At 48.4% G+C, this 15,772-nt stretch carries 13 protein-coding genes and 2 pseudogenes; 6 read left to right on the top strand and 9 right to left on the bottom strand.

Annotated features, from left to right (window positions below; translation table 11 throughout):
• Positions 1 to 133: 133 nt before the first annotated feature.
• A complete protein-coding gene (asd, locus tag HBM92_RS01495) occupies positions 134 to 1,237 on the bottom strand; it encodes an aspartate-semialdehyde dehydrogenase (RefSeq protein WP_000799949.1) in 1,104 nt (367 codons plus the stop codon).
• A 191-nt stretch (positions 1,238 to 1,428) separates the two neighbouring features.
• On the opposite strand from asd, the gene yhgN reads away from it, so the two are divergent.
• Positions 1,429 to 2,022 carry an NAAT family transporter YhgN gene (gene yhgN / locus HBM92_RS01490; RefSeq protein ID WP_001002551.1) on the top strand — a complete coding sequence of 198 codons (594 nt, stop codon included), beginning with the start codon at positions 1,429 to 1,431 and terminating at the stop codon, positions 2,020 to 2,022.
• 45 nt (positions 2,023 to 2,067) lie between these two features.
• On the opposite strand, the gene HBM92_RS01485 is transcribed toward yhgN, so the two are convergent.
• From HBM92_RS01485 to HBM92_RS01455, 7 genes are all read right to left on the bottom strand, one after another.
• A complete protein-coding gene (locus tag HBM92_RS01485) occupies positions 2,068 to 3,363 on the bottom strand; it encodes a DNA-processing protein DprA (protein ID WP_001443175.1) in 1,296 nt (431 codons plus the stop codon).
• Positions 3,270 to 5,366 (bottom strand): RecQ family ATP-dependent DNA helicase, encoded by a 2,097-nt coding sequence (locus tag HBM92_RS01480; protein ID WP_001443176.1) that lies wholly within the window; start codon positions 5,364 to 5,366, stop codon positions 3,270 to 3,272. The genes HBM92_RS01485 and HBM92_RS01480 overlap by 94 nt, the downstream gene beginning before the upstream one ends.
• Positions 5,367 to 5,506: 140 nt before the next feature.
• On the bottom strand, positions 5,507 to 6,847 hold the full coding sequence (gene gntU, locus HBM92_RS01475; protein ID WP_000210122.1) for a gluconate transporter: 1,341 nt from the start codon (positions 6,845 to 6,847) through the stop codon (positions 5,507 to 5,509).
• A 3-nt stretch (positions 6,848 to 6,850) separates the two neighbouring features.
• Positions 6,851 to 7,378, bottom strand: coding sequence for a gluconokinase (gntK, locus tag HBM92_RS01470; RefSeq protein WP_000108320.1), 528 nt, complete (start codon positions 7,376 to 7,378; stop codon positions 6,851 to 6,853).
• Positions 7,379 to 7,516: 138 nt separating this feature from the next.
• Complete coding sequence (gene gntR, locus HBM92_RS01465) at positions 7,517 to 8,512, bottom strand: gluconate operon transcriptional repressor GntR (RefSeq protein ID WP_000730252.1); 996 nt, start codon at positions 8,510 to 8,512, stop codon at positions 7,517 to 7,519.
• A 92-nt stretch (positions 8,513 to 8,604) separates the two neighbouring features.
• Entirely contained in the window at positions 8,605 to 9,300 is a 696-nt protein-coding gene (yhhW, locus tag HBM92_RS01460) for a quercetin 2,3-dioxygenase (RefSeq protein WP_000639816.1), read from the bottom strand.
• Positions 9,301 to 9,422: 122 nt separating this feature from the next.
• On the bottom strand, positions 9,423 to 10,460 hold the full coding sequence (locus HBM92_RS01455) for an oxidoreductase (RefSeq protein ID WP_000236276.1): 1,038 nt from the start codon (positions 10,458 to 10,460) through the stop codon (positions 9,423 to 9,425).
• Between the two features lie 333 nt (positions 10,461 to 10,793).
• On the opposite strand from HBM92_RS01455, the pseudogene yhhY reads away from it, so the two are divergent.
• From yhhY to HBM92_RS01430, 5 genes and pseudogenes are all read left to right on the top strand, one after another.
• A pseudogene (gene yhhY / locus HBM92_RS01450) lies at positions 10,794 to 11,282 on the top strand (N-acetyltransferase).
• A 235-nt stretch (positions 11,283 to 11,517) separates the two neighbouring features.
• Complete coding sequence (tssD, locus tag HBM92_RS01445) at positions 11,518 to 12,696, top strand: Hcp1 family type VI secretion system effector (protein WP_000065930.1); 1,179 nt, start codon at positions 11,518 to 11,520, stop codon at positions 12,694 to 12,696.
• On the top strand, positions 12,693 to 13,187 hold the full coding sequence (gene yrhA / locus HBM92_RS01440; protein ID WP_000988512.1) for a protein YrhA: 495 nt from the start codon (positions 12,693 to 12,695) through the stop codon (positions 13,185 to 13,187). Before tssD ends, yrhA begins: the two co-directional genes overlap by 4 nt.
• A gap of 94 nt (positions 13,188 to 13,281) precedes the next feature.
• Positions 13,282 to 13,437: pseudogene (locus tag HBM92_RS01435) on the top strand (hypothetical protein).
• Positions 13,438 to 13,636: 199 nt separating this feature from the next.
• On the top strand, positions 13,637 to 13,921 hold the full coding sequence (locus HBM92_RS01430) for a YrhB family protein (RefSeq protein WP_000634165.1): 285 nt from the start codon (positions 13,637 to 13,639) through the stop codon (positions 13,919 to 13,921).
• A gap of 37 nt (positions 13,922 to 13,958) precedes the next feature.
• Here the strand turns inward: HBM92_RS01430 and ggt are convergent, their stop codons facing one another.
• Complete coding sequence (gene ggt, locus HBM92_RS01425; protein WP_000595128.1) at positions 13,959 to 15,692, bottom strand: gamma-glutamyltransferase; 1,734 nt, start codon at positions 15,690 to 15,692, stop codon at positions 13,959 to 13,961.
• Positions 15,693 to 15,772: the final 80 nt, after the last annotated feature.

The raw sequence follows: 15,772 nt of genomic DNA, 5'->3' as shown, positions 1-15,772 counted from the left end.
TCGTGTATTCCGCCACCCTTAAAGAATAGCCAATGCTCTATTTAACTCCCGGTAAATCATGAAACATCTGCGCTTACTCCTGTATTACGCACTAGCAGGGGCGGCATCGCGCCCCAGATTTAATGAATAAAGATTACGCCAGTTGACGAAGCATCCGACGCAGCGGCTCCGCGGCCCCCCACAGCAGCTGGTCGCCCACGGTAAAGGCTGACAGGAACTCTGGTCCCATATTCAGCTTACGCAGACGGCCTACCGGCGTGGTCAGCGTGCCGGTAACGGCAGCTGGGGTTAGCTCACGCATAGTGATTTCCCGATCGTTTGGAACAACTTTCGCCCACGGATTGTGCGCAGCCAGCAGTTCTTCCACGGTCGGAATAGACACATCTTTTTTCAATTTAATAGTGAATGCCTGGCTGTGGCAGCGCAATGCCCCGACACGCACACATAAACCATCTACCGGAATTACGGAAGATGTGTTGAGGATCTTGTTGGTTTCCGCCTGCCCTTTCCACTCTTCGCGGCTCTGACCGTTATCAAGCTGTTTGTCGATCCACGGAATCAGGCTACCCGCCAGCGGCACGCCAAAGTTATCTACCGGCAGCTCACCGCTACGGGTTAAGGTTGTGACTTTGCGTTCGATATCGAGAATAGCAGAGGACGGGTTCGCGAGTTCATCTGCCACATGGCCATACAGATGGCCCATTTGGGTTAATAACTCACGCATATGTCGCGCACCACCGCCGGAAGCGGCCTGGTAGGTTGCAACGGACACCCAATCAACAAGATCATTGGCGAATAAACCACCCAGCGACATCAACATCAGGCTTACGGTACAGTTACCGCCAACAAAAGTCCTGATGCCATTATTTAATCCGTCGGTAATGACGTCCTGATTGACGGGGTCAAGAATGATGATGGCGTCATCTTTCATGCGCAGAGATGATGCTGCGTCAATCCAGTAACCTTGCCATCCGCTTTCACGAAGCTTTGGATAGATTTCGTTGGTATAATCGCCGCCCTGACAGGTCACAATGATATCGAGGGCCTTTAGCGCCTCCAGATCAAAGGCATCCTGAAGTGTGCCAGTGGTTCCGCCAAAAGACGGCGCAGCCTGACCAAGCTGAGAAGTAGAAAAGAAGACAGGGCGAATGGCGTCGAAGTCGCGCTCTTCAACCATGCGTTGCATGAGAACGGAGCCGACCATACCGCGCCAGCCGATAAAACCAACATTTTTCATAAGCGTTTTTTCCTGCAAAGATGTGTGCTGTATAAATGTGCCGGTCTCCTCCTGGCACATCTTTCACCATACAAAAAGCAGCCAAAGTCGCAAGTGAAATTAATCAATGATAGCGAAGCCATCAGTAATGCGACTTATCCTGCTTTGTTAGCACGCAGAAAGTCCGCGGCAATTATCAGGGAATTTGAGTTATGAATGAAATCATTTCTGCAACAGTTTTATTGATCCTGATTATGGATCCGCTCGGAAACCTACCTATTTTCATGTCCGTACTGAAACATACTGAACCGAAAAGACGGCGGGCAATCATGGTGCGAGAGTTGCTTATTGCTCTCCTTGTGATGCTGGTGTTCCTGTTTGCGGGCGAGAAAATTCTGGCATTTCTTAGCCTGCGGGCAGAAACCGTCTCCATTTCTGGCGGCATCATTCTGTTTCTGATCGCCATTAAGATGATTTTCCCCAGCGCTTCAGGAAATAGCAGCGGGCTTCCGGCAGGTGAAGAGCCATTTATCGTGCCGTTGGCAATTCCGCTGGTCGCCGGGCCGACTATTCTCGCCACGCTGATGTTGTTGTCTCATCAGTACCCGAATCAGATGGGACATCTGGTGATTGCTCTGCTGCTGGCCTGGGGCGGCACCTTTGTCATCCTGCTACAGTCTTCGCTATTTTTACGTCTGCTGGGCGAGAAAGGGGTGAACGCACTTGAACGCCTGATGGGATTGATTCTGGTGATGATGGCAACTCAGATGTTCCTCGACGGCATTCGAATGTGGATGAAGGGGTAAGGTTCAAACAGGTGTTGCACACAACCAGACGCGGCACCTGTTTTATTACCTGAACTGATAATGACCTTCACCCAATCGGATAACCCTTCCCTCTTCTTCTGCGCGGTTCAGCCACACACTAATTTGTTCGATGGTTAAACCAGTACAAGACGCCAGCCTTTCAATACTTATCGATTCCTTTGCAAGGATCGCCAGTTCCGCCACAAAGAGTTGATAAAAATCGACAGGGGTATGCGCGGGCATTACTGCGTAATTTGCGTCATCTTCGTGCAGCGAAAACAGTTCTGGTTGAGCGTTACGGAGTGCTCTGTCATACATCAGCCCAGGAACGTCTGGCAGTCTGATCGTCACATTCTCAGCCTGTTCAGCACTCCATGACGCCCCATTTTCTACTAATCGTGAATTGGCTGATTGCATATCCTGATTTGGTTTAACCTGCATGGGCAGCCACTGATGTTTTAATGCCTCCATCGCCCCGGTTATCGTTCCACCGGTCATTCCCGCACGTACAACCATTGCGCTTTCAGCAAGGCAATAAATATATTTATTCCGCGCCATCGCATTGCCGACGGTGAAACGTACCTCTGGGTAAAACGGCGAAATCAACACCAGGTTGCCTGCTATAAGCCCTTCACGCCATTTCACTAACGTACTCGTTTTTAACAAGCTATCAGCTAATACGCCAACGGCAGTTCCCCCGACCTCCAGAGCCGAGGCCATTGCACATTCATCAATACCTCGCGCACCACCAGAGATAACGCAAATCCCCTGTTGGGCCAGTTTCGCGGCCAGTTGTTGGGTATAGCGCAAATCGTCAGTCGGAGCATCTCGCGAGCCAACAATCGCCATACCTTCCGCTTGCAGTAATGCTTTATTCCCGCAGCCAAATAAAACGGGAGGTGCATCCGTTCGCAATCGGTTTTTCAAGCGAACGGGATAATCGGCATCTCCGCGGGTTAAGATCCATAAACCGGCGCGTTGCCACTTATCTACCGCCAACGCCAGACTATGACCACGCGCCAGCAAGCCAAGAATACGCTCCTGAGAAATACGCGGATCGCTCCAGCCTGTAAGTTTCTCTTGCGGTTGCGGCACCAGAAGCTCGGCGGGACTGATACGTTGGTGCTTCAGCCATAATGCAAACTTCCCCCATTCACTATTACTAAGAGGTTTATACTCACTCGCCGCCGCGCGAGAAAAATCGCTGGTTAGCAGGAGAGTTGCTTGTGCATTGGCTGAAAGATTCATCAATTTTTTACCGAGGTAGAAGCAAGGGCAAGAGGATAAACCGTCGGGCAACCTGCCTGGCGTAACAGTGCTGTCAGAACTGTCAGCGTCCATGCAGAATCCACGATATCGTCAACCAGCAACGCCGGACCTGGCATCAAAGGAGGGGTAATCACAAACGCCCCGTCGAGATTTTGACACTGGTGAAAACGGTTTTGCTGCATTTTCTGCGGTGGATTGTCCACGACTTTTTCAATGGCATCAATAAAAGGTAAGCCAAGTTTCGCCGCCAGTCGCCGGGCAAAATCAGGAACCAGGTCGAGGTGCCTTAATGAAGGAACGCAGCATACCCAGGTGGGTTCAGGATGCGGATTCCAGCGTTGGCGAACCATTTCCGCACATGCCTCCACCAGCTCATCACTGAAGCGCCCCGTTTTTTTCTCCTGGGCTACCTGCTTTCCCCACCCGGAATCTCCCCAACGAGAAAGGATTCGCCCCGTAGATCCTTGTAAACCCGCAGGCAAGTTCCCTTTAAATCCGTATTGCGTAAAAGCCCCAGATGCCACCTGTTTATTGAGATTTAATGGCAGGTCAGCGTGTTTAATAAATAAATTTGCCGCATGGAGTAAGCCGCTATCAATGTCGGGCGACAACAGCGGATGCTGAAGACAACTGCTACATTTACCACAACGTTCGGCACTTGGCTCATCGAGTGCGCGGCGCAGAAATTGCATTTTGCACTCTTTGGTCGTGATATAGCTTTCAACGTCTGCCAACTCACTTTTTCTCTGATTCATCAAATGGTTAATTCGTTCATGATCAGGAGAAAAACTGACGATAGTTCTGCGCCATAATTTCTCGGTATACACCACAGGCGATGGATTTTCAGCTACCAATAATTTCAGTGCTTTTTCTATTTGCCCATAACGAAGATTCGTCCGTTGTTCAATGCCTCGTAGGGTAAGACCGTCATTCTCGCTAAGTACGTTGAGTATTTCATGAATTTGCGCCTCCGCAGGAAAGGCGCTTTCACGGAAGAATTGATGAATAGCGCGGTCTTCACCACCACAAAGCAATATGCCAACTGCGGAATCTATAGCACGCCCGGCACGCCCCACCTGTTGGTAGTAACCGACAATAGACCCCGGCATCTGATAATGAATGACGAAACCTAAATCAGGTTTATCAAATCCCATACCTAATGCCGTCGTCGCGACCAGCACTTTGATTTTATTTGCCAGCAGTGCCTGCTCCAGATACTCCCTGGCAGTATTAGAATCTTCCGCACCTTCACAAGTCACGCCGCTGTAATAAGCAAATGCACTGATACCATTTTTCCTTAACCACTCGGCGACAAGTTCAGCATCGCGAGTCGTCAGGGTATAAACAATTCCCGATTTGGAAAACTGAGGGATAACCGTTGCTAACCATGCCAGACGGGATGACTGTTCTCCTAAGACTAAGGCATCAAGCGCCAAACTTTCGCGAGCCAGCGTTCCACGCTGAATCACAATGTCACCCAATTGCTGACGGATATCCTCAACGACACGGTTATTCGCTGTCGCGGTTGTACCCAGAATAGGGGTATTCGCAGGCAGTTGGCGCAAAATATCTAATATACGTCGGTAATCCGGGCGGAAATCGTGGCCCCAATCAGAGATGCAGTGCGCCTCATCGACCACCAGTAAACCGATGCGGTCAGCGACTGGATATAAAACCGTTTCAAGAAAATCCTGATTCGCCAACCGTTCAGGTGAAATCAGCAGACAATCTACGCCACCTTGCAGCAACTTATCGCTAATGCGCTGCCATTCTTCCCTGTTTGTAGAATTCAACGTTTCAGCCGTAATACCTAACCGTTCAGCGGCGGCAACCTGGTTACGCATCAGGGCAAGCAAAGGAGAGATGATAATTGTCGGGCCAGCGCCGTGATCGCGGAAGATTTTACTGGCGATGAAGTACACGGCACTTTTCCCCCAGCCGGTGCGCTGTACAACCAGTAGTTTTCGCCGCTGATTAACCACCGCATCTATAGCTTCCCATTGCCCTTCCCTGAAAGTAGCGCTGGTGTTACTTAACATCCGCTGTAACAGCAATTCAGCTCCGTGTTTCTCCATCATCTTCTCCCTCGTCCGTTAACGCAGTGATTAGAACGGATAATGTTCCGGTCTTTTTGCGAGAGAGATCAAAAAAATGAAGACAGGAGAAAAGAGAAATGAATTACTGCGAGCAAGCTCGCAGTAATTTGTCGCAGTAATTAACTCAACAGCTGGAACGCAATCATCCCAACGATGGCACCGACAGTGCCGAGGATGGTTTCCATCATGGTCCAGGTTTTAAGCGTTTCGGCTTCGGTCGCGCCGGTAAATTTACCGAACAACCAGAAACCCGCGTCGTTAACGTGGCTGACAACAATCGAACCACCGGCAATACAAATCGACAGCGCCGCCATTTGCGCACCGGAGTAGTTCAGTTGTTCAATGACCGGCATCACCAGTCCCACCGCCGTTAAACAGGCAACGGTGGCAGAACCCTGAATGATGCGCACTGCAGCTGCCAGCACGAAGCAGGTGATGGCAATCGGCAGGCCCATGCCGGTTAACGCTTCGCCCAGTGCCGGACCGACACCAGAGTCAACCAGCACCTGTTTGAACACGCCGCCCGCACCAATCACCAGCAGAATGATCCCCGCCGGTTGCAGCGCGTGACCGCAAATCTCCATCACTTTGTCTTTTGGCATACCCTGACGCATTGCCAGACCGTAAATCGCCACCAGGCAAGCAACCAGAATCGCGGTAAACGGATGGCCGATAAACTCGAACCATTCGTAAGCAGTAGAGCCTTCTGGCACAAAACGCGCGGCAATGGTTTTCAGCCCCACCAGCACCAGTGGCAACAGGATCAGCGACAGGCTGAATCCGAAGGACGGCATTTTGCCTTCGCCGAGATGCGGTTCGCTGATGTCGTCAGGAATATGCAACTCCACGTAGCGGCTGATGAAATTACCCCACAGCGGCCCGGCAATAATCATTCCCGGAATTGCCGCGCACAGGCCAATCAGGATCATCCAGCCAAAATCGGCATTCATCTGCGATGCCAGCAGCATTGGCGCTGGCCCAGGCACCAGGAACGCAGCCGCTGCCGCCACGCCGGCGAATAATGGGATTACCAGCTTCACCAGGTTCGTGCCGGTGTGGCGCGCCATTGAGAAAGCAACGCTAATCAGCAGAACAATCGCCACTTCAAAGAACAGCGGTAGCGCACAAACCAGCCCCGCAAGGCCGATGGCATAATGCACGCGGCTGTGACCGAAGGATTTGAGCATTTTGACGGCAATCTGATCGACCGCGCCGGTTTCATGTAAGATCTTACCAAACATGGCTCCCAGGGCGACAACCACCGCCAGGAAGCCGAGGGTGCCTCCCATCCCTTTTTCCATCGTCGCTGCGATTTTATCGAGCGGCATACCAGAAAAAAGGCCAGCCCCCATGGACACCACCATTAAAGCCAGGAAAGCGTGCATACGCGCCTTCATGACTAAAAACAGCAGCAGTAAAACAGACCCTACTGCTGTTAAAACAAGCGTTAATGTAGTCACTACTTATTTGCCTTTTTTAATAACCTCAATGGTGCTTGCCACAACACCTTCCAGCGGTTGATCAATATCCACCACCAGTACATCGGTTTCGTCCGCACCCGGCTCCTGCAGCGTTTCAAACTGCGTCACCAGCATTTGGGTTTTAAAGAAATGGCCTTTGCGCGCTTTCAGGCGGCTTTCAATCACATCAAAATCGCCTTTCAGGTAGATGAAAGAGAGATTAGGATTACCTTCACGCAGCAAGTCGCGATAGTGTTTTTTCAGTGCAGAACAGACGATCAGCGATACTTTATTGGTGCGCTGCATAGCAAACGCGGCGTCGTTCAGCGCCTGCAACCACGGTTTGCGATCGTCGTCATTCAGCGGTTCGCCAGACGCCATTTTTTCGATATTGCAGCGCGGATGGAGGAAATCGCCATCAAGAAACGCGGCATGAAGTTGATGCGCCACTTCACTGGCGACCGCAGATTTGCCGCTGCCCGATACGCCCATCAAGACGTAAATGTGGTGATCATGGTTAGTCGTGCTCAAAGTGGTGCCCCCACAATACAAGAATTAAAAATGTTACGGGTAACTGTTATCGGTAACATTGTCCAGCCGGACAATATCAGAAGCAATATCCATCCGTGCCTTAAGTGTATAAGTGTGAGCTACTTCAAATTTGTAGGCTTAAATAGATCCGCCCGGTGACAAGGTGAAACCTAAATCTAACATTTTCGGTGTCACAGATTCGCCACGAATACGCGCCAGCAGGCGCTCAGCGCCAATGCTGCCCATCCGCTCACGCGGCGTCAGCACACTCGCTAGCCGTGGCTCCATCACCTGACCAATGTCATGACCGTGGAAACCGGCAATCGCCATATCGTCAGGAACTTTCAACCCCAAACGCTGACATTCAAACGCCGCGCCGACCGCCAGGTCATCATTAGTACAGAACACGCCATCCAGCTGCGGATATTCCCGCCGCGCCTGGCGAATCAGTTCAATACCGGAAGAGTAAGAAGAAGATTGCTCAACCATCACGCTATACGGCACCAGGCCTGCATCCAGCATCGCCTGTTCGTATCCCTTCTGTTTGATGATAGTACGTTCGTCGAGGCGTGCGCCGAGATAGGCAATGTGACGATGCCCGCGAGCAATAATGGCGGTGGTCATCTGGCGTGCCGCTTCAAAGTTATCAAAACCGACGGCGATATCGAGGCACGGCGACTTACTGTCCATCAACTCCACCACCGGAATCCCCGCCACTTCAATCATCTTTAAGGTGCGTGGAGTGTGGGTACGTTCAGTGAGGATCAGGCCGTCGATATTCCATGAGAGCATTGATTCGAGGCGTTCTTGCTCCATTTCCGGTTTATAACCGTAGTGCGCCAGCATGGTTTGATAACCGTGCGCGTCGGTGACGCTTTCGATTCCGCGTAATACTTCCGCGAAAACCTGGTTGGTGAGAGAAGGTAACAGGACGCCAATCGCCCGGCTGGTGGCGTTAGAGAGTATATCGGGCGCGCGATTGGGAATATAACCCAGTTCATCAAGAGCGGCGGCAATCTTGCCGCGTAGAGCGACGGAAACCTGCTCCGGGTTGCGTAAAAAACGGCTGACCGTCATTTTGGTCACGCCTACACGGTCAGCCACATCCTGAAGTACGGGTCTTTTCTTTTTCATCGTCCTGAAGGTACAAAAGAGATAGATTCTCTTAGTTTAACACGGACGCATCAGAACCTTCCCGATTCCTCAGGAAGGTTTGTGAGATAAATTTAGACTGGCGGTAAATCAAACAGCAGGATTTCACTGTCGCTATCAGCATGGATGGAAATCGCCTGCTCATCCCAGATTGCCAGACCATCGCTGGTCGAGGCTTTCACGCCGTTAATGGTGACATTGCCTTTCACCACCTGGATCCAGACGCGGCGTTCAGCGGCAATCTGATGCACCGACTGCTCATCTTTCACCAGCGCCCAACGATACAGTTCCATATCCTGATGCACTTTCAATGAACCATCACGCGCATCCGGCGAAAGCACCAGTTGTTTGCCCTGCACGGCATCGAAGCGACGCTGTTCATAACGCGGCGTAATGCCGTTTTCTTCAGGCATGATCCAGATCTGATACAGATGCAGACGCTCGGTGCTGCTTGGGTTGTACTCTGAGTGACGAATACCCGTACCCGCACTCATAATCTGGAACTCGCCCGCCGGAACCTGCTCTTTATTGCCCATGCTGTCCTGATGCTCAACAGTACCTTCCAGCACGTAGGTCAAAATTTCCATATCTTTATGCGGGTGAGTGCCGAAGCCCTGCCCTGCTTCAATCACGTCGTCGTTAATCACGCGCAGCGCAGAGAAGCCCATAAAATTCGGATCGTAATAGTTGGCAAAAGAGAAAGTATGCCAGGAGTCCAGCCAGCCATGATTTGCATGACCGCGTTCATTTGCTTTGCGTAAGTAGATCATTTGTATTCGCCCCCTGAATGATTTCGATGGGCTTAGTGTGGACCCGATCCGCCTGGGATGATAGAGGGTGAAAATTGACCCCTCTGTTCAAAAAAATTGAACTATTCGAGGGGCCATCAAACTTACCTCGCGAGAGTCACTGCGGAGGGAGAAGCTTGCTCAAAACCGCGTTCAAGGATTTCCAGATTCGTAAGAACTTCAGATTCCTTGACGTAATTTGGCGCACCGTTGGTGATGGTTTGATACAACGCATCATAAACGCGCCCATAATCGCCCATCTCTGGCTTCATCTCTTCTCTTACCGTCACGCCCTCGTCATTGACATACTCCAGCACACCGACCGAATCATCCGCTGCGAATCCTGGTTCGCCCGGCATAATATTAGCCTTCAGGCTGGTTTCCTGCTGGTCGATACCGTATTTAATAAACGAACCTTTCTTACCGTGAACGATAAATTTCGGATAATCGATTTTCACCAGATGGCTGGTTTTGACGATGGCTTTTAGATCGCCATAAAACAGCTGCGCTTCAAAGGTGTCGTCCGGATTGGCTTTATTACGCAGGCTGCGGATGTCATAAGCGACGTGATCCGGGCGACCGAACAGAGAAATAATCTGGTCCATCGTATGCACACCAAGGCCATAGAACGCGCCATCCTGCGGCAGCCCCGGTTTGGTTTCTGCCACCGGGCGGTAATAGTCAAAATGGCTTTCCACTTCGACAATCTCTCCCAGCTTGCCGCTTTCAATCGCTTTTTTCGCTGTCAGGAAGCAGGAATCAAAGCGACGATTCTGATACGGCGTAACGATCAGCCCTTTGCTTTTCGCCAGTGCAAACAGCTCTTTCGCCTGCGCAATTGTCGGAGTGAACGGTTTTTCGACCAGCACATTTTTCCCGGCTTCCAGCGCGCGCTTCGCGTACTCGAAGTGGCTGTCCGCGTGGGTGCAGACGACAACCAGCTTAACATCGGGATCGTTTAGCACTTCGTCGAGATCGCTGGTGAAATGGATATGGGAATAAATGGGGGCCTGTTCTTCCGGCTTCGCATGGCGGCGAAAAATATGCGCGACATGCCAGCTATCCTTGCGGTTAAGTACATACGGCAGATGGTAACGGGTGGTGCTTTTGCCGAAGCCAATAAAGGCGCAGTTAATGACCATGATTTCGTCCTTTTTAAGGTGGTTATTTACACCTTAGCGCAAAGCGGACGTGGTTCCTACTGGAGTGCGCATAACGAACACAAGCACTTCCCGAGGATAAATTGAGAACGAAAGGTCAAAAAAAAAGCCAGCACCCGGCTGGCTAAGTAATACTGGAAGCAATGTGAGCAATGTCGTGCTTTCAGGTTCTCCGCGAGGGTCTTCCTGATCGCGAGACAATAATAATCATTCTCATTCGCACTTGTCCAACACTTTTTGCAAAAAAATGCATTTGACTCGCATTTGAAAGTCAATGATGTTGAAAGGGACATTTACCCCAAAGAGGACAAAGGAATGAGTGAGATAGTAATACGCCACGCAGAAACACGCGATTACGAGGCCATCAGGCAGATTCACGCCCAGCCGGAGGTGTATTACAACACGCTACAGGTGCCTCATCCTTCAGAACAAATGTGGCTGGAACGACTCACCGCTCGCCCTGGCATCAAGCAGTTAGTCGCCTGTATTGATGGAATCGTCGTAGGCCATCTCACCATTGACGTGCAACAACGCCCACGCCGCAGTCATGTTGCCGATTTTGGTATCTGTGTCGACTCCCGTTGGAAGAACCGCGGCGTCGCCAGCGCCCTGATGTGAGAGATGATTGAAATGTGCGACAACTGGTTGCGGGTAGATCGTATTGAGCTAACGGTGTTCGTCGATAACGCGCCAGCAATTAAGGTCTATAAAAAATTTGGCTTTGAGATTGAAGGGACTGGCAAGAAGTACGCGCTGCGTAATGGTGAATATGTCGATGCGTATTATATGGCGCGGGTGAAGTAAGATAGTGCCCTTTTTCTGAGATGGAAAAAGGGTGTCATTCAAAATCGGCATACCTTCCTTTAATGTATTTATTTTCCCAATAAATATATGAGATTTACCTCATAATTACTTCCTAAAGTGTAATATTTTATTTTTTAATATATACGCCTACAATTTCCTGGAGTAAATAAATAACAATTAACAAGCATAATATTGCCATTGATAAAATAGCATGCCATAAAAGGACTTTTCAGGGATGAGTAATATTGTTTATCTGACAGTAACGGGAGAACAACAAGGAAGCATCTCCGCAGGTTGTGGGACTACTGAATCTATAGGTAATCGCTGGCAGAGCGGGCATGAGGATGAAATATTTACATTCTCACTCTTAAATAGTATTACTAATACGGGGCTTGGTTCACAGTTCCATGGTATAACATTTTGTAAATTAATTGATAAAAGCACTCCATTATTTATTAATTCCATTAACAATAATGAACAATTATTTATGGAATTTGACTTCTATCGAATAAATAGATTTGGTAGATGGGAAAAGTATTATTATATACAACTAAGAGGCGCTTTTTTATCGGCTATTCATCACCAGATCTTTGAAAACCAACTGGATACAGAAACAATAACTGTTAGTTATGAATTTATCCTCTGCCAACATCTTATCACTAACACCGAGTTCAGCTATTTGGCACTCCCTGAAAATTATAACCGCTTGTTTTTACCAAATTCAAAAAACAAAACAAATAATGGTTTAAAAACGTTAAACAGAGAAGCTGTTGGCAGGCTACTTGCTGCTGGTGGCGTATACAATGGGAACATTGAAGGATTCAGAGATACTGCGGAAAAACTGGGTGGAGATGCAATCAAAGGCTATGATCAAATACTAAATGAAAAAACAGCGGGCATAGCGATAGCAACAGCATCTATTCTTTTAACAAAGCGTTCTAATGTTGATACATATACAGAAATAAATAGTTACTTAGGCAAGCTTAGAGGCCAACAAAAACTTCTTGATAGTATAGACATAATAGAAATAATATACATTAAGAGACCTTCAAAAGACTTAGCTAACTTACGAAAGGAGTTTAATAAAAATGTAAGAAAAAATTTTCTTATCAAACTTGCAAAAACCTCCGAAGCATCTGGAAGATTCAACGCCGAAGACCTTTTAAGAATGAGAAAGGGCAATGTTCCTCTAAATTATAATGTACACCATAAACTATCTCTAGATGATGGTGGTACTAATGATTTGGAAAATTTAGTATTAATCGAAAACGAACCATATCATAAGGTGTTTACTAACATGCAATCACGAATAGCTAAGGGAATATTAGTGGGTGAAAGCAAAATCACTCCCTGGGCCATTCCATCTGGCTCAATTTATCCTCCCATGAAAAATATTATGGAACCCACAAAATGATGACTAAAACCCAAATAAGTAAATTAAAAAAAATGATGAATGATTTAGACTATCCATTTGAAGCACCGCTCAAGGAATCATTTATTGAAAGTATAATCCAAATAAAATTTAATTCTAACTCAACTAATTGCCTGGAGAAGTTATGTAATGAAGTTAGTATTCTCTTTAATAATCAACCTGATTATCTTACTTTTTTAAGAGCAATGGATGGATTCGAAGTTAATGGATTACGATTATTTAGCCTCTCGATTCCAGAACCTTCAGTTAAAAACCTTTTTGCCGTAAATGAATTTTATAGAGATAATGATGATTTCATAAATCCTGACTTACAAGAACGGTTAGTGATCGGGGATGATAGCATTTCAATATTTACTTATGACATTAAAAGTAACTTTTTTGAAATTAGAGATAATATTGGCACAGAAAATATATTCAGTTCGTTTAGTGATTTCTCTTCATTCTTAAACGAAATCATGGACAGTTGTTCATAATAATAAAAAGGTAACCAAAATCATTGTAAACCATGCCATCTTTTTAGAGTTTACCAGCAGTAAATTTCTTGATCGAAATTTATCAATACAAGCTATAGAAAAACTTACAACGGAACTACACTCCTTAAGTGAGATGGACCGAAGACATGTAGTCGCTATTTAAACTGAAATAGCTAATGGCGATGATGATCTTAGTGACATGTTGATTTGGTTAGAATTTTACCCGAATCATAAGATTCTGATATCTTAAATGAGCAAATCCGGTTCGACGTTCTGGAAAATAAATCACAAAATATTAGCAGATACTTATTTTGTGACTATACCTTATCCGATGAACTCTTTTCAAAACCAGCATTTAATAATATCTTTGACGAAGATGAACGCGTCTTTGCTCAATGTATAACGCAGGAATAATAATATAACGCTAAACAATAATATTTATTATAATTATGATTACTTATCACGACGCATTCGCGAAAGCGAACAATTACCTTGATGATGCAAATCTCCCGGTCGTCATTACTCTACATGGACGCTTTAGCCAGGGCTGGTATTTCTGTTTCGAAGCACGAGAATTTCTCGAAACTGGAGATGAGGCCGCGCGCTTAGCTGGTAACGCACCTTTTATTGTTGATAAAGGCAGTGGTGAAATTCATTCTCTGGGAACGGCAAAGCCACTGGAAGAATATCTACAGGATTATGAAATAAAAAAGGCTACCTTCGGCTTGCCCTGACAATACGGCCCTCTTCCCACTAAGAGGGCCGCTAACCTTAATACCCCGCCGTTAAATCATCCACCGAGCGCGGGTCGGATGCACCGTACAGCTCACCGTCCGGCCCAATCATAATGCTTTGTGTACTGCCCATCGCCTCTTTCAGCGCCACTTTCTGACCTTTTGCTTCCAGCAGCTTGATCGTATCCGGGCTAAACCCTTTTTCGACACGCAGCTCGTCCGGCAACCACTGATGGTGGAAATGCGGCGCATTGGTCGCTTCGGCGACGTTCATTCCATAATCGATGCTATTCACCACCATTTGCAGCACAGTGGTGATAATCCGGCTACCGCCTGGGCTTCCGGTGACCAGCCAGGTTTTACCATCCTTGACCACAATGGTTGGTGACATCGACGACAGCGGGCGTTTATTCGGCCCGACGGCGTTGGCATCGCCGCCCACCAGCCCGTAAACGTTCGGTACGCCTGGTTTTGCGGAGAAATCATCCATCTGGTTATTGAGCAAAATACCGCTCTCGCCCGCGACAATGCCCGTACCGAAGGTGGTGTTCAGCGTATAGGTCACCGCCACGGCGTTACCGTCTTTATCCACTACTGAGTAATGGGTAGTTTGATTACTCTCATAAGGCGCAAGCTTGCCAGGACGAATTTCGCTGGATGGCTTCGCTTTATTGATATCGATTTGATCGGCAATAGATTTGGCATAGGCTTTATTGGTCAGCGCCTGCCACGGTACTTTGACAAAATCCGGGTCGCCAAGATATTCCGAGCGGTCGGCATAGGCGTATTTCTCAGCTTCTGCCATGATTTGCATCGCGTCGGCACTGCCAAAGCCGTACTTCTGCATATCGAAGTTTTCCAGAATATTGAGGATTTGTACGATATGAATACCGCCGGAAGATGGCGGTGGCATGGAGTAAACCTGATACCCGCGATAATCGCCGCTTATCGGTGTGCGTTCGACCGCTTTATATGCCGCTAAATCTTCTTTGCTGATCAAGCCACCGTTTTTCTGCATCTCCTGGGCAATCTGTTCCGCTATCGTGCCTTTGTAGAATTCATCCGGGCCGTTTTCGGCAATCATCTCCAGGCTCTTTGCCAGGTTCGCCTGCACCAGCTTGTCGCCCTTTTTCAGCGGTTCGCCCTCTTTCCAGAAGATAGCTTTGCTATTTTCGTGGTTCGGCAGCACTTCACTGCCGTAGGTTTTGAGATCGTCAGCCAGCGCGTCGTTAACGATAAAACCATCGCGTGCCAGTTTAAACGCCGGTTGCACCACTTTATTCAACGGCATGGTGCCGTATTTATCCAGCGCCAACGAGAAACCCGCTACCGTACCGGGTGTGCCGGAAGCCAGATGCGAAGTGAGTGATTTTTTGCTGTCCGGGTTGCCCTGATCATCGAGGAACATATCGCGGGTCGCTTTGGCGGGTGCCATTTCGCGGAAATCGATAGCCGTGGTATTGCCATTTTTCGAGCGGATCAGCATAAAACCACCGCCGCCCAGATTCCCTGCCTGCGGATGCGTTACTGCCAGCGCGTAGCCCACCGCCACGGCAGCATCAACGGCATTCCCGCCCTCCTTGAGGATATCCACCCCCACCTGAGTGGCAGTAGCATCTACAGACGCCACCATTCCCTGCTTAGCGCGTACCGGATGGAAGACATCTTCCTCCACACCATAAGAAACAGGTGGCGCGGCTACCGTACTAAAACAACTTCCTGTGAGCAGAGCAGCAATGGCCACCCGGCGTAAAAACGTCGGTTTTATCATCGTTATTCTCCAGAGATTAAGGGGCAACCCCAGCTAAGCCTGGTATATAACTCTGAATTAATCATCGTTTTGCCGGGAAG

Origin of the sequence: Escherichia sp. E.sYA108 (assembly GCF_011754335.1) — a bacterium.
GTDB classification, from domain to species: domain Bacteria; phylum Pseudomonadota; class Gammaproteobacteria; order Enterobacterales; family Enterobacteriaceae; genus Escherichia; species Escherichia coli.
This window is presented reverse-complemented; position numbering and strand designations above follow the sequence as displayed.